The sequence below is a fragment of the Hymenobacter sp. NBH84 genome (genome assembly GCF_014217645.1).
Lineage (GTDB): Bacteria > Bacteroidota > Bacteroidia > Cytophagales > Hymenobacteraceae > Hymenobacter > Hymenobacter profundi.
In genome coordinates, this window is sequence record NZ_CP043644.1 from 948,459 (window position 1) to 964,278 (window position 15,820).

The window sequence follows — 15,820 nt, forward strand, 5'->3', positions numbered from 1 at the left end:
CCCTGCCGCTTTTCTATGGATACACGTTTTACCCTTTCCTCTTTCCGGCGACCTGCGCAGCACCTACTGGGGCGCGTACGTACGCTGCTGGCGCTTACGGCGCTAGGTAGTTTGGCTCTGCCGGCACAGGCCCAGCTACCCCTCACCGGCACCGCTACCACCGTTGATTTCAACGAGTTGGGCACCACGGCGGCCGGTGTGCTGCCGGTGGGCTTCATGTTCTCGGCCGAAGCCGCGCCTACCTACACCAGCGCCAACAACTATACAGCCTTCACGCAGGCTGCCAACGGCAATAACTTCACGGCGGGTGGCACCTACAACTTCGGGGCAGCCGCGTCTTCACCGGACCGCGCCATTGGCTTTCTGGCCAGTGGTAGCTACACGGTGCCGCGCCATGTGCTGTTGGCCGTGCAAAACACGTCTGGCGCTACCATTCAGGACCTGGCGGTGCAGTTTGCGGTGGAGAAGTACCGCACCAACACCCGCGCGTTTGAATGGCAGTTCTTTGTGAGTACCGATGGCGTGACCTGGGAAGCGCAACCCGCGGCTACCGAGAGCTTGCCGGCGGGTGCCAACGCCTACCACTACCCACCTGTTTCGGCCACCAAACAGCTGACAATCACGGGCCTCAACCTGCCTGCCAATGCTACCTACTACCTGCGCTGGACCTACCTGGGGGTAGGAGGGGCCACCAACGCCCAAGGTATTGGGCTGGATGATGTAGTGCTGACGCCTACCCTGGCTGGTGGCACTACCCCTACGCCCATGGCCAGCATCACCACTACGCCCTCGGCCTACGCGGGCTCTTATTGCTTAACTACCAGTGCTAGCAGCGCCGCGTTTGAGGTGCCCTTCACTGCTACGGGCACGTTCAGCGGCCCTTTCAAGGTGCAGTTGTCGGACGCCAATGGCGTGTTTCCGGCGAATACCACGGCTAGCATTATCGGCACAGGTACTAGCTCACCGGTTTCGGCGGTGCTGCCGGCTGGCACGCCCAGTGGCACCGGCTACCGCATTCGGGTGGTGAACGATACGCCCGCGACGTTCGGCAACGACAACGGTACCGACCTGACGGTGACGTTGGCTTCGCCTACCAACGTCGTAACGGTAACGCCTGCGGGTAGCCAAACGCTGGCCACCACGGGCACCGGTAATCTGCTGACGGCCACTGCCGCCGCGCCTTCTACGTTCAGCTGGGAGTACGGCACTAGCCCGGCTGGTCCGTTCACGCCCATTGCCGACGCTACATCATCCTCCTACCGCGTAAGCGGCTCCGATTTTCCTGGTGTGGGCACGTACTATGTAGTAGCCAGCGCCACCACCGACTGCGGCAACGTAACTGGCCGCAGCACTCCCATCACCATCACCCTGACGGCCCCCCAGCCGGAGCTAGCCGTTTCGACTACTACCTTGGCCGACTTTGGTAGCGTGGTAGCGGGCGGTTCTTCAGCAGTTAAGTCGTTCACGGTGAGCGGTAACGGCCTCACGGCGCCTGTTCTACTCACGCCCCCGGCGGGTGTTGAGATTCGTACAGGTAGCAATCCGTTTGCCTGCTGCACCATTTCGCTGGCGCCTACCGGCGGCACCTTAGGTAGCACCACTATCGACGTGCGCTTTGCCCCTACAGCCGCGCAAGCGTATCAGACCGCTATTCCTGTGACCAGCACGGGCCAGCCTGCTCAAGCCGTAACGGTTAGCGGCACTGGCACAGCACCCGTGTATCCGGCCACGCTGAGCACTACGGCCGTATCGGCTGTAGCGACTACCAGCGCCACGACCGGGGGCACTATCGCCAATGATGGCGGCAGCCCCGTAACGGCCCGCGGCATTGTGTGGGGTACGGAGGCGAATCCTACCCTAGGCACCAACCGCACGGTGGACAGCACCAGCGCCAGCTCTTTCACAAGCAAGCTGATTGACCTGTTGCCCGGTACCACATACTATGTGCGCGCCTACGCCACTACGGCTGTAAGCACGGCCTATGGCGAAGAATTTACCTTTGCAACCGCCACCGTGGCGCTAGCCGCCGAGCCTACCGTGCAGCCCACGCTTACGGCCACGCAGGTAACCAGCACATCCATACAGTTGCACTTAGCAGGTGGCGACGGTGCCAAGCGCCTGGTGCTGGTGCGCCAGGGTAGCGCCGTAAATGCGCTGCCCGTAGATGCTACCACTTACACTGCCAACGCGGCCTTCGGGCAGGGTAGCCAAGTGGGCACCGGCAACTACGTAGTGTACAGCGGCAGCGCCGATAGCGTGCTGGTTACTGGTCTGCGTCCCGCCACGGCCTACACGTTTGCCGTGGTAGCGTTCAACGACAACAACACGCCCTTCGCGGAGAACTACCTGACCACGGCGCCCGGTACTTTGGAGCAGACCACGCCGGCCGCCCCGGCGCAGCTCCTGCTGGTGGAGAACTTTGAATACCCTGCCGGCACGCTGCTGACCGACAACAACTGGACCGCCCACAGCGGCGCAGGCTCCCGCGCCCTCACCGTGGTAACGCCCAGCCTGAGCTACTCCGGCTACGACGCCAGCAACATCGGCAACGCCACAGCCCTGACGGGCAGCGGCGAGGACGTGAACCGGCCGTTTGCGCCGGTGTATGCCCGCACGCCGGTGTATGCGTCGTTTTTGGTGAACGTGAGCAATGCTACTACCACCGGCGACTACTTCCTGCACTTGGGTCCTGCCAACCTGGGCTCCACCTTCCGGCCGCGGGTGTTTGTACGCCGTACGAGCACGGGCAAGCTGCAATTTGGCATCAGCGGCAGCGGTGCGGCTACCTATACCGCTACCGAGTATGAGCTGAACACCACCTACCAATTGGTAGTGAAGTATGTGTTCGACGAAAGCGGCAACGTGAGCCAGCTATTCATCAACCCAGACGCCGCCGCCGAGCCGGCCACCGCCACTATCAGCGTCAATGAAGCCGGTAACTCTTCGCCCTCCGATATCGGCACGTTGGCCCTGCGCCAAGGCTCTAGCTCTCCAGCGCTGGTTATCGACGGCATCCGGGTAGGCACTACCTACCGGACCGTGCAAACCGGCATCACCTGCGAAACGCCTCAGCCAGCCTTTACGGCTACTACTGCTTGCGCTGGCACGGCCACGGCCTTCACCAACACCTCTACGGTGGTGGAAGGCAATGCTACGTTCGCTTGGGATGTGGATGGCGACGGCAAAACCGACTACACCACCAAAGGCAGCTTCACGCATACCTACGCCGCAGCTGGCACCTACCTGGCCACGCTGACGATTACGCAGGGTACGTGCGCTGACACCTACACGCAGGCCGTAACGGTGAATGCTCCGCCCGTAGTAACCGTGCCTACCCTAGCACCTGTAGCGGCTGCGTATGGCCAGACCGGTGCCTCCGTAGCGTTTGCCGCTACAGTTACAGGTAGTCCGGCTCCCGAGCTGACGTACTCTATTGTGCAGAACGGCACCGTAACGCCGATTACTTCGCCTTACACTTTCTCCGTAGGCACTACCACCGTGACAGCCACGGCCACCAATAGCTGCGCCACGGTAAGCCAGCCATTTACGGTGACGGTGCAAGCCACAGCCGCCAGCCTGAGCGTGCTGCATCAGGATGCCGACCGCCAGCTCACCAACAACACTATCAAGCCCTACCTGCAACTGCGCAACGAGAGCAGCGCGGCCATTCCCTACCAGCAGTTAACGGTGCGCTACTGGCTGACGGCCGAAGACTACGCTACCCTACAGGGTGCCGTGGACTACGCCCAACTGGGAACGAATAACGTGCAATTGCGCTACGTGCCGCTCGCAGAGCCGCGTCAGGGGGCGTTTGGTTACATGGAATACAGCTTCTCGGCCGCGGCGGGCAACCTGGCTGCCGGTGCCAACTCTGGCCCCATCCAAGCACGCTTCTACAAGCAGAACTGGACCAGCTTCAACGAAGCCGATGATTATTCTTACGCCAGCAACAGCGCTTACACCAAGAATGCACGCATCACAGTGTACCGCAACGGGCTGCTAGTAGGGGGCGTTGAGCCGGCTCCGGTAGCGGCCTCCCGCAACCTGCGCGTGTACGTGCAGAACACGTCTTCTTCTACTACGTCGAATACCATCAGCACTACCCTGCAACTGCGCAACGAGGGCAACACCCCCGCCGCCTACCAGGACCTAACGGTGCGCTACTGGCTGAGCCCCGAAGGCACGGCCGCCCTGCTCTCGGCCGTAGATTACGCTCAACTGGGCAACAACAACGTGCAGGTTGTAACGGGCCGCTCGGGCACGCAAACCTACGCCGAGGTGCGCTTCAGCGCCGCGCTGGGCACGTTCGGGCCGCTCAGCAGCACGGGCAACATTCAGTACCGCCTCTACAAGCAGGACTGGTCGGTCTTCCAACAGGCCAACGACTATTCCTACCAAGCCAAGGGCAACACCCTGCTGGAGAATGCCCGTGTGACGGTATACCTACAAGGCCAGCTAGTATACGGCACCGAGCCGGCTGGCGCGCTAACTGCTTCCGCTACCAGCACCTCGCTGACGTTGGTTGAAGAGGGTAACACCAGCGCCGCCGTGACCCTGCGCAGCTACCCCAACCCCTTCGCCGACCAAACGCAGCTGACCTTCACGCTAGCTCAGGATCAAGCTTACACCCTGGCCATCTACGACGTGAGCGGCCGCTTGGTGCAGCAGCTACCCACCGGCACGGCCACGGCAGGGCAGCCGGTGCAGGTAACCTGGCAGCCCGCTGGCCTACCCGCCGGCGTCTACCTGGCCCGCCTGACCACGGCCAGCGGCATACAGCAAGTGAAGCTTGTGCTCCGCTAAGCTGCTCTGTACGGAAAGGGTAACAAGAAAAGCCCCCACCGGCGTAAGCTGGTGGGGGCTTTTTGTTGGTGCTATGATATTTGGATACTACCAGAAAAGCGGCTTTTGCAGTAGTTCAGAGCGAGATGCTTCGATAAGCTTAGCAGGGCGTTCTTTTGATGTAATGTTCATACCCTGGTAGTATTACTCAAGTCAAAAGACTCCCTTGATACAGCATCATTTATACATCGTGTTATCTACCAATCCATTCACGTAAAACTGCACGCAGGCCTTCAACTCATCTCCATACTGTCGCAACTTCTGCGGGTCAGGGTTAGGCAGAGGAGTAGCCGGGATGAAGTGCGTGCGGTAGGGGTAGAGCCGCACTTGGTTATCAGCCGTTAGCTCCGTCACAAAATCAGTGTGAACCAAAAAGTAGCTGCCGCCACTCAGAAATACAGCGCGGCCTGAGGTGCCCTGGTCGAACACGGAGTAGCCGAAGGGTAGGAGGGGGACGCCTGCGCCGCGATGTAGATAGTCGAGCACGGTGGCGGGCACGTCGGCTTGCTGTGTGATGCGGTGCGTGTCGGCCGGGGGTAGGGCGTGGCCGGGGTGGAACAGCAATAGCGGCGTTTTGTAAGCGCCCAGCGTATTCTGGTAGCCCCGTTGGTCCGATTGAGACGTATGGTCGGCCAGCAGGATAAACAGCGTATTTTGATACCACGGCTGCCGGGCCGCTGCTTTGAAAAATTGCCGTAGCGCAAAATCGGTGTAGGCGATGGTGCGATGAATAGGCTGCGTGCCCTTGGGAAAGCGTTTTTCGTAACCGGCCGGTAACCCAAATGGCTCGTGCGAGCTGAGCGTGAACAGCAAGCTGAAAAACGGCTGCTGCTGTTGCCCCAGCTGCCGAGCAAAATACTGAAGGTAGGGCTCATCGAAAATACCCCAGTGGCCGTCGAAATCGAGACTTTGGGTGGCGTTGGGATATTCCTCCAAGCCCAGATAGCGCTGCATACCAGCGGCCCCAGCAAAGGTATTGAAGCCCATCGTGCCATTCTGCGCACCGTGATACATGCTGGTGCTGTAGCCCTGACGGGTCAGAATTTCGCCCAAGCCGTGCAGCTCATCGGTCTGGAAGTTGGAGGTGATAAACGGGCTTTCCAGCAACGACGGCAGCCCCGCCAGCGTGGCCGGCAGTGCCTCAATAGAGCGCCGCCCATTGGCATAATGCTCCCGAAAAAAACAGCCCTTGGGTAGCCAGCGAATCGAAAAATGGCGTGTAGCCGCGGCCATTATTTTCGACCCCCACATACTCCGAGGCGAAGCTCTCTAGCAACAGTACCACCACATTGTCCGGGCGCGGGGGTAGGGTAGGGGCCGGTAACGGTCGCGCCGCCAGCGCCTGCCGCAGCGTAGTATCGGAGGCGAAGTACTGCCGATGGTCAATGCTCTGGTAGCCCAGGCTTTTGATAAAAGTGAAGGTGCTGTTGAGCGCCAAATGGCCTAGCACCGCTGGCTGTTGCACAAAGGCCGCGCCGGTACGTAAGGGTTTCAGCTGCAACCCCCCCTCGGATGCCCAGCACAATCAACCCAATCAACAACACGAGCTGCGCCGCCCAACTGCCGTAGCGCCGTGCTGGACGCTGGGTGCGCTGGCGCGTCTGCTCCTCTCTGATGACCGATGGGGTAGGCATTGGGTACAGCCACCATAGCAATGCCAGCAGCGTCAGCAGTGGCAAGAGCAAATACCAGTACTGCCCTACCAACTGTCCTGCCTGCCGGCGCACATCGTCGCCGATGGTAGTAAGCTCATTGGAAGTGCGCCGACCAATAAACTTGAAATACTCAGCATCAATAATATTGAGCGCGATACCCAACGTATTCAACAGCACATACAACACGCGCAGCAGCCGTTGCCACCCGTGCCCATACGTCGGCACCACCGACAGCACCAGCCACGGCAGGTTCAGCAGCAGCAAAGCGGCTATATCGAACCGGAAACCGTGCCAGAAGGCCAGCAACACCTGTCCGGACGTCGCTTCCTGAAAAGTCGTGTGGTTGGCCCAGTAAAAGCCGAGGCGCAGCAACAGATAGACTGCCAGCAACAACGAAAAACGGCGCAGCAGCAGCCGAAGCGCAAGTGTAGGCATAGGCAGCGGCTAGTGGTCGGCTGATGGCGAAATGCGTAGGGCCTGCCCGTCGGGCAGGTTGCGAATCTGACGGTAGAAATTGGCTAGGAAAGCCAGGCGCTCGGCTGTGGGCTGAGGGCGCAACGTGCGTTGCTGGTTGGGCGCCTCCACGCACTGCGGCGGCTGAATACTCAGCAGCTCGCCGGGGCGCAGGTGGCCGCCGCCTTTGAGGTAGGAAATCAGCACCTCCAGCCCCAACGCCTGCTGCGGAAATTTCTCCACGCCTTGGATAAACTTCTCAAAATCAACTTGGAGATAGGCAATTTCGCCGGTTTCAGCATCCAGGAATACCACTTCCTCACCGCGCAGCAGGAATTGGTTGCCGGCGTAATCCTCGGCAAACGGAATGTCGGTGGGGCGTACTTTTTGGTAGCGGGCGGCCAGTGCCGCCTCACCTTCCCAGGCGTGGCGCAACGAGTGCCACTCGGGCGCCAGGCAGCAGCCACGCAGGTGCAGGCCGCCTTGGTAGGCCAGCAGGCCGTTGCACTGCAACAGGTAATTCTGCATCGCCAAGGGTAGGCGAGCAAACGTGGCGGCGTCCGATACCGGCTCGCCTTGGTAAATAACTCCTTTCATGCTGAAAGACAGGCAAAAGCGAACGTCATTTCGACCAGCGGGAGAAATCTCGCGTGCTCCGGTAATTACTACCTGGCGTCAGCACGCAAGACTTCTCCCGCTGGTCGAAATGACGTTCTAGTATTCAATAATACTGTGCTACTAGGGCAAAAGCAGCTTACGCAACCGGCGCCGGCATGGGCTTCAATACCGATTCAACGCTGGCCAGGGGGAGGCCCCAGGCTTCGGCTACGCCTTTGTATACCACCTCGCCGTTCACCACGTTCAGACCTTTTTGCAGGTCTTCGTTGAGCAGGCAAGCCACGCGCCAGCCCTGGTTGGCCAGTTTCACGGCGTAGGGTAGGGTAGCGTTGGTGAGGGCCAGGGTAGAGGTGTAGGGCACCGCACCAGGCATGTTGGCTACGCAATAGTGCACTACATCATCAATGATGAAGGTAGGGTCTTCGTGCGTGGTAGGGCGGCAGGTTTCGATGCAACCACCCTGGTCCACGGCCACGTCTACGAGCACGGTACCGGGCTTCATGTCCTTCAGCATGTCGCGGGTGATGAGGTGGGGCGCTTTGGCACCCGGAATCAGCACAGCGCCCACAATGAGGTCGGCGGTTTTGATGGCTTCGCGGATGTTGTACTCGTTGCTGTACACCGTCGACACGTTTTTGGGCATGATGTCGTCCAGCTCACGCAAACGGTTCAGGCTGATGTCCATAAGGGTTACCTGCGCGCCCAGACCGGCAGCAATCTTCGCAGCCTGCGTGCCCACAATACCACCACCTAGCACCAGCACGTGCGCGGGCTTCACGCCGGGTACGCCACCCAGCAAGATGCCGCGGCCTTTCAGGGGTTTCTCCAGGTACTTGGCGCCTTCCTGCGGAGCCATGCGGCCAGCTACTTCGCTCATTGGAATGAGTAGGGGTAGGGCGCGCGAGGGCAGCTCCACAGTTTCGTAGGCCAGGCACACGGCCTTGCGCTCCAGCATAGCGTGGGTCAGCTCCTCACTGCTGGCAAAGTGGAAATACGTAAACAGCAGCTGGCCTTCCTTAATCAGCGAATATTCCTGCTGAATGGGCTCCTTTACTTTGATAATCATGTCGGCCGTGGCGTACACGTCCTCAATGGTCGGCAGCATTTCGGCGCCTGCCTGCTGGTACTCAGCATCCTGAAAGCCGCTGCCCAAACCGGCCGTGGCTTGCACGTACACCGTATGGCCGTGCTTGCGCAGCTCGGCAACGCCGGCGGGCGTCAGACCTACGCGGTTTTCATTGTTTTTAATCTCTTTCGGAACGCCGATTAACATGGCTGAGAAGGAAAAAGTAGAGAAGTTGAAAAAGGAAATGCAAATATAGGTAGGGGTGAGGTGGTGAACGGATGAGTTTGGCGTTTTAGCTGCGCCACCGGCATAGTTTGCGCAAGTAGCGCCACCAGAACATCAAACTCACTAGTTCACCATCTCACTACTTAAACGGAACGCTCACGTCGCTTTCTTTCACTAGGCTGGCGGCGTTTAGGCTTTTGACTACCTCGGCTTTCAGCGTCAGTTTCAGGTCGCCGTGGGGGTCGTTGCTGGTGAGGGTGGCCTCGTCAACCATCGCGCCAAGCTTGCGCTGGGTGTAGATGATTTCCAGGGTGCCCTTCTGTCCGGGTTTAATGGGCGCGGGCGGCGTTTTGAACCCAATGCAATAGCAGCCCGATGTGATGCCGTTGAACACTAGGTCCTGCTTGCCCGTGTTCTGCACTTCGAAGCGCGCTACTGGCTGCTGCCCGGCTTCCATGCGGCCGAAGTTGTGCACCGGCTGGGCCACTACGGCCCGCGGCGCGGCCGCCAGCTCGGCCGGCGTAAGCGACTTCCGAATTTCCTCCTTGTTCAGCACGGTGCCCTTAATGGTAAGCACCGTGCTAGGCGCGGTGGTATTGGTCGTAACGGTGATGGTTTTGTTGAACACGCCCGGCCGACCGGCGCTGCTGTACATAGCTTTCACCACGCCCATTTTGCCGGGTAGGATGGGCGTGCGCGTCCACTCCGGGGTGGTGCAGCCGCAGCTGGCCTGCACGTTGCCAAGTACTAGGGGCTGATTGCCGGTATTTTTGAACTTGAACTCGTGAGTGGCTACTGTGCCCTCGGGCACTTTACCGAAATCGTGCAATTCTTCCTGAAATGTTATCACGCCCTGGGCACGGGCACCCGTGAAGCCCACAAGGCACAGCAGCAGGCTGGCAGCTAAGCGTAAGGAAATCGTCATACGTGCGTAGCAAAGAGGTAGGAAACAGGAAGAAGTCAGCAGCCCGAAATTCTCTCAGAGGTCGTAACTTAAACGGCAGGCTATCAGTTCCGGCAAAGATACGCATTGCCTGGCCTACCCCCGCACGAGCGCAGGCTACCAATTGCAACGCGCTCCTGCCCCGGCATTTTCCGTACTTTTGCGTCGCATACGTTCTTCCTTCTGATTCCTACCCGTCTCTCTTTTCTCTGTTTGTTTATGTCTACTACTCCTGAAACTGCCGACCTGCTCACCGCTACTGCTTTGCGCCGGGAAGACTTGCTGCACGATTACCGCCTGGGGTGGGAAAGTCGGCACGCCTCGTTGGCCGGGCGCAAGGAAGTATTCATGGGAAAGGCCAAGTTTGGCATTTTCGGAGATGGGAAGGAGTTGCCGCAGCTGGCTATGGCCCGCGCTTTCCGGCCCGGCGACTGGCGCGCCGGCTACTACCGCGACCAAACCTTTATGCTGGCCATTGGCGAGCTGACGCTGACGCAGTATTTCGCCCAGCTCTATGCCAACCCCGACGCCGAGGCCGACCCAGCTTCGGCGGGCCGGAGCATGGGCGGGCACTTTGGCACTCGTCTGCTCGATGAGGACGGGCAGTTCCAGAACCTGGCGACCAGCAAGAATTCCTCGGCCGATATTTCGCCCACGGCCGGCCAGATGCCGCGCCTGGTAGGGCTGGCCTACGCTTCCAAGCTGTTTCGCAACAACCCCGAGCTACACCAATTCACGCAGTTTTCTAATAAGGGCAACGAGGTAGCCTTTGGCACCATCGGCAACGCCAGCACCTCGGAGGGCGTGTTTTTTGAGGCCATCAACGCGGCCGGCGTATTGCAGATTCCGATGCTGGTATCGGTGTGGGACGACCACTACGGCATTTCGGTGCCGGCCGAGTATCAGACTACCAAACAGAGTATTTCGGCTATTCTAGCTGGTTTTCAGCGCGACGGTGAAGGCCAAGACGGCTTCGAGATTTTTGTGGTGAAAGGCTGGGACTACCCCGCCCTCATTGATACCTACCAGCGCGCCGCCGAGGTATGCCGCACGCAGCACGTGCCCGTGCTCATCCACGTCACGGAGGTGACGCAGCCCCAGGGCCACAGCACCAGCGGCTCGCACGAGCGGTATAAGAGCCAGGAGCGCCTGGGCTGGGAAGAGGAGCACGACTGCCTGCGCAAAATGCGCGAGTGGCTGCTGGTAGAAGGCCACGCCTCCGAAGCCGAACTGGACCAGCTGGAAAACGAAGCTAGAGAAACTGTGAAGCAGGCGCGCACCGCTTCCTGGAACGCCTTCTTCAATCCCATCAAGCAGGAGCGCGACGAGGCCGTGAAACTTCTTGACGTACTCCTGCTCGAAACCAACACCGAGAATGAGCTGCGCGAAATGGTGTCGGGGCTGCAATTCAACCCGGCGCCCATCCGGGCCGATATGGTACGTACGGTGCGCCGGGTGCTGCGCCAAGTGCGCGGCCAGCGTAGCGCCGCCCGCCGCGACCTGCTGAACTGGTTGGAGCAAGCCGAAGCCGACAACGCCGACCGCTACAACTCCTACCTGAACAGCCAGAGTGAGCAGGCCACGCCCAATATTGAAGAAGTGCCCGCCGAGTTTGCCCGCAACGCCCCACCCGTAGACGGCCGCGAGGTGCTGCAAGCCTGCTTCGAGGCCAACTTCCGCCGCGACCCTACCATCTTTGCTATCGGTGAAGACGTAGGCCGCATCGGCGATGTAAACCAAGCCTTTGCGGGCTTGCAAGCCAAATTTGGCGAGTTGCGCGTAACGGACACAGGCATCCGCGAGTGCACGATTGTGGGCCAGGGCATTGGTGCAGCTCTGCGCGGGCTGCGGCCCATTGCCGAGGTACAGTACCTCGACTACCTGCTCTACGCCATCCAAATTCTCTCCGACGACCTTGCCAGCCTGCAATACCGCACCAAAGGCGGCCAGAAAGCACCCCTGATCGTGCGCACGCGCGGGCACCGCCTGGAAGGCATCTGGCACTCCGGCTCGCCCATACAGATGATTTTGGGCGCTATCCGGGGGATGAAGCTGCTGGTGCCGCGCAATATGACGCAGGCCGCGGGCTTCTACAATACCCTGCTGCGCTCCGACGAGCCAGCGCTGGTGATAGAGTGCCTGAATGGCTACCGGCTCAAAGAGCAGATTCCGACCAACGTAGGCGAGTTTACCCTACCCCTGGGCGTGCCCGAGGTGCTACGCGAAGGCTCCGACGTGACGGTGGTAACCTACGGCTCTATGTGCCGCATCGTCATGGACGCGGCCCAGCAACTAGCCGAGGTAGGAATTTCGGTGGAGGTGATTGATGTGCAGACGTTATTACCCTTCGACACCCAACACAGCATTGCCGACAGCGTGCGCAAAACCAGTCGTGTGGTGTTTGCTGACGAGGATGTGCCCGGCGGCGCTACCTCTTATGTGATGCAGCAAGTGCTAGATCAGCAGCAGGCCTACCGCTACCTCGATGCCCAGCCGCGCTGCCTCTCGGCCCAGGCCCACCGCCCACCCTACGGCTCCGACGGCGACTACTTCAGCAAGCCCAACGCCGAGGACGTGTTTGATACGGTGTACGAACTGCTGCACGAAGCCAACCCGAAGCAGTTTCCGGCGATTTATTAGGGTGCTGTTACCAGCTGACGGCTGAAAGCAAAACGTCGTTTTGACCAGCGGGAGAAATCTCGCGTACTGAGTCCGGAAGGTAATTACCGGAGCACGCGAGATTTCTCCCGCTGGTCGAAACGACGTTCTAGAGGGGCCGATTTCGGCATTGCCTACTGAATCGTAATCGGATCCGTAATCACTTCGTTGCTTACGTTCAGGGCGCGGTCGGCAATGGAAACCTTGAAACGCACTTGGGAGCCGGCCGGGAAAGTGCCCTGAAAAATCTGGAGACCGAAGCTCAGATTGCCGCGTTTTGGCTCGTTGCGGTCGATAGGAGGGATGCGAGGAAAGCGGCTGTCGTACCGGAATGAACCAGTGAAGTTAAAATCAACGAATGTTCCGTCACGCAGAATTTGCGGCTGAAAGAAGTAGTTGTTATAGAATTTGTTCGGCTGCCCGCTAGCGTCATTAAGGTTATACGGCGCGTTGGTTTCTGAATTGTCTAGGCCTAAGTCGCCGTCGCCATCCCGGAAAGATACCGTTACCGTCACTGTATCATAGTTGCCAATATCCGCCACAACACGTTCCGAACGGATATTTTCAAACTCAATACTGGGCGTATCCGGGTAATCGGGCGCGGTGAGGCACGACGACAAGCCAGCCCCGGCCAGCAAAAAGGAAGCACCTAGCACAAGCGTACGAATAGTGAGCATAAGAGGCGGCTAAGAAGATCCGAAAAAGACGTTTCAGATGGCAACAAGGTACAAATTTCCCAACGAAGCGGGCGTTTGTTTGTTGTACGCTCCTAACCCCAACTTATCCCAATGAGTTTCCGGCAAACCTACCTGCGTGCCCTACCTCAATTAACGGTAGAGCAGGCAGAAGAAACCGCTCTTGCACTCTTTCGTTATCAGGCCGTACACTGCCCGCCATACGCCACCTACTTGGCCCAGCTCGGCCGCGACCCGCAGGCCGTGCAGCAGCTCACCGATATTCCCTTCCTACCCATCGAATTCTTCAAAACCCACGACGTGCGCACCGAGCCGCACGCCTGGGAAGGGCAGGAGCTATTCTTGAGCAGCGGCACCACCCTGCAACAGCGTAGCCGCCACCAACTCCGCGACCCGCAACTCTACCGCGACAACGCCGCCCGCATCTTCGAGCAATACTACGGTCCGCTTACTAGCTGGACGTTTTTGGCCTTGCTGCCGTCCTACCTGGAGCAGGGCAACTCGTCGCTCGTTGCCATGATTGACGATTTTGCCCGCCGCTCGGGGCAGATGCACGAGGCATTTTTCCTGCGCGACCACGCTGCTTTGCTTGCTACCCTGGCGGAGGCAAAACGTGACCCGAACCGCCGCATCATGCTTTTCGGCGTGAGCTACGCCCTGCTGGATTTAGCGGCCGAGTACGGCCCGGCGCCCGAATTGCAAGACCTTACCGTACTGGAAACCGGCGGCATGAAGGGTAGGCGCCGCGAGATGATTCGGGAAGAGCTGCACCAGGAACTGCAACAAGCTTTCGGCCCCAATGGCATCCACTCCGAGTATGGCATGACTGAACTGCTGAGCCAAGCCTACAGCTTCGGCGACGGCCGCTTCCACGCCTCCGCCCAGCTGCGCATCCTCCTACGCGACCCTAGCGACCCGTTTGCTGTCAGCAACAACCGCCCCGACGGTGCCCTCAACGTCATCGACCTCGCCAATGTGGACAGTTGCGCCTTCATCGAAACCAAAGACCTAGCACGTATGCACCCCGACGGCTCGTTTGAGGTGCTGGGTAGGATGGACAACTCCGACGTGCGCGGGTGTAATCAGATGGCGTAGGGTTGGTAGTTGTTAGTAATAAAGAAGATTGTCATCCTGAGCTTGCGAAGGACCTTATGACAGTTGAACGAGTCGTTGGTACGCCAGTCGTTCTCCCGTGATAAGGTCCTTCGCAAGCTCAGGATGACAGGCGCCCTTTTCGCCTTAACAACTCACTTATTTCCCCGCAAACGCCTTGGCGTCGCTTTCGGAAATAGTATCGTCGCTCATAATCACGAGGCGCTCTACCACGTTGCGCAGTTCGCGGATATTGCCGCGCCAATCGAGGCTTTGTAGGTACTTCATGGCGGCGGGGTCTACCTTCTTGGGCTTATTGCCATAGTCGCCGGCAATATCGGCCAGGAACTTGGTGATGAGGGCCGGAATATCCTCGCGCCGGTCGTTGAGCGGCGGCACCTGAATGAGGATAACCGAGAGGCGGTGGTACAAGTCCTCGCGGAAGTTGCGGTCGGCAATTTCCTGCAACAGGTTCTTGTTGGTAGCGGCCAGCACGCGCACGTTCACCGAAATTTCCTTTTCGCCGCCTACCCGGGTGATCTTGTTTTCCTGCAAAGCCCGCAGCACCTTGGCCTGCGCCGAGAGACTCATATCCCCGATTTCGTCTAGAAACAAGGTGCCGCCGTCGGCTTGCTCAAACTTGCCGATGCGCTGCTTTACAGCTGAGGTAAATGATCCTTTTTCGTGGCCAAATAGCTCACTTTCAATAAGTTCGGATGGAATGGCGGCGCAGTTTACCTCAATCATAGGGCCGTTGTTACGGCTGCTCAGCTCGTGCAGTTGGCGGGCCACCATCTCCTTACCAGCGCCGTTGGGGCCGGTGATGAGCACGCGAGCATCGGTAGGGGCTACCTTCTCGATGGCTTTGCGCACCACCTCTAAGGCCGGCGAGGTGCCTACCATCTGCGAGTTCTTAGCAACCTTCTTCTTCAGCGTCTTGGTTTCGGCCACTAGCTTGGTGCGGTCCAGGGCGTTGCGCACGGTGATGAGTAGTCGGTTAAGATCTGGCGGCTTTTGTAGGAAATCGTAGGCGCCTTTTTTTGTAGCGTCCACGGCTGTGTCGATGTTGCCGTGGGCCGAAATCATGATAAAGGCCGCGTCGGGCGCTACGATTTGGGCGCGCTCCAGCACCTCAATGCCATCCATCTTGGGCATTTTGATGTCGCAGAGCACAACGTCGTACTTATCTTTAATAAGCATGTCGAGGCCAGTGGGGCCATCTTCGGCTTGGTCGACTTTGTAGCTTTCGTATTCCAAAATCTCTTTCAGAGTATTCCGAATAGCTTTTTCGTCGTCGATGATGAGAATACGGGGCATGAAATAAATAGAGAAAGCGAGAGGTGCGTAATAGAGCGAAGGTAGCAAAAAGCCATGGGCAGCCGCACAACAAGTGAATGACGCCCTGATACCTGTGCTGGTAGGCTACCCAGCGCAAGAGCTAAAATGTATATACGAACGCTAAAGCAATGCTAGTTTGCATAGGAACTCATATAATAAACAATGAGTTTGCCCGGTAGTTTCTACAGGCACATCCGTACTAGGGTGGTCCTACCGTATCGACAAAAGCAACCGT

General features: G+C 59.0%; 9 protein-coding genes and 1 pseudogene. 3 read left to right on the top strand and 7 right to left on the bottom strand.

The genetic code is table 11. The annotated features are described in order from the left end of the window. Window positions 1–15 precede the first annotated feature (15 nt). Window positions 16–4,803: a cellulose binding domain-containing protein gene (locus tag F1C16_RS03975; protein ID WP_185283069.1), complete on the top strand. Its 4,788-nt coding sequence runs from the start codon at window positions 16–18 to the stop codon at window positions 4,801–4,803. 216 nt (window positions 4,804–5,019) lie between these two features. Here the strand turns inward: F1C16_RS03975 and F1C16_RS03980 are convergent. The 5 genes and pseudogenes from F1C16_RS03980 to F1C16_RS04005 form a co-directional block, all read right to left on the bottom strand. After that, a pseudogene (locus tag F1C16_RS03980) lies at window positions 5,020–6,307 on the bottom strand (LTA synthase family protein). Continuing rightward, window positions 6,225–6,932 (bottom strand): hypothetical protein, encoded by a 708-nt coding sequence (locus tag F1C16_RS03990; protein ID WP_185283072.1) that lies wholly within the window; start codon window positions 6,930–6,932, stop codon window positions 6,225–6,227. The pseudogene F1C16_RS03980 and the gene F1C16_RS03990 overlap by 83 nt, the downstream one beginning before the upstream one ends. Window positions 6,933–6,941: 9 nt before the next feature. Next, the gene (locus F1C16_RS03995; protein WP_185283073.1) at window positions 6,942–7,547 is read right to left on the bottom strand and encodes an SMI1/KNR4 family protein; all 606 of its coding nucleotides are present in this window, start codon (window positions 7,545–7,547) and stop codon (window positions 6,942–6,944) included. Between the two features lie 157 nt (window positions 7,548–7,704). After that, complete coding sequence (ald, locus tag F1C16_RS04000) at window positions 7,705–8,841, bottom strand: alanine dehydrogenase (RefSeq protein ID WP_185283074.1); 1,137 nt, start codon at window positions 8,839–8,841, stop codon at window positions 7,705–7,707. Window positions 8,842–8,998: 157 nt separating this feature from the next. Beyond that, the gene (locus F1C16_RS04005) at window positions 8,999–9,784 is read right to left on the bottom strand and encodes a DUF1573 domain-containing protein (protein ID WP_185283075.1); all 786 of its coding nucleotides are present in this window, start codon (window positions 9,782–9,784) and stop codon (window positions 8,999–9,001) included. 237 nt (window positions 9,785–10,021) lie between these two features. Between F1C16_RS04005 and F1C16_RS04010 the strand changes: the two genes are divergently transcribed. Beyond that, on the top strand, window positions 10,022–12,442 hold the full coding sequence (locus F1C16_RS04010) for a thiamine pyrophosphate-dependent enzyme (protein WP_185283076.1): 2,421 nt from the start codon (window positions 10,022–10,024) through the stop codon (window positions 12,440–12,442). Window positions 12,443–12,594: 152 nt separating this feature from the next. On the opposite strand, the gene F1C16_RS04015 is transcribed toward F1C16_RS04010, so the two are convergent. After that, window positions 12,595–13,137, bottom strand: coding sequence for a hypothetical protein (locus F1C16_RS04015; protein ID WP_185283077.1), 543 nt, complete (start codon window positions 13,135–13,137; stop codon window positions 12,595–12,597). 111 nt (window positions 13,138–13,248) lie between these two features. Here F1C16_RS04015 and F1C16_RS04020 point away from each other — a divergent pair, with 111 nt between their 5' ends. After that, window positions 13,249–14,250 (top strand): acyl transferase, encoded by a 1,002-nt coding sequence (locus F1C16_RS04020; protein ID WP_185283078.1) that lies wholly within the window; start codon window positions 13,249–13,251, stop codon window positions 14,248–14,250. 156 nt (window positions 14,251–14,406) lie between these two features. Here the strand turns inward: F1C16_RS04020 and F1C16_RS04025 are convergent, their stop codons facing one another. After that, complete coding sequence (locus tag F1C16_RS04025) at window positions 14,407–15,564, bottom strand: sigma-54 dependent transcriptional regulator (protein ID WP_185283079.1); 1,158 nt, start codon at window positions 15,562–15,564, stop codon at window positions 14,407–14,409. Window positions 15,565–15,820: the final 256 nt, after the last annotated feature.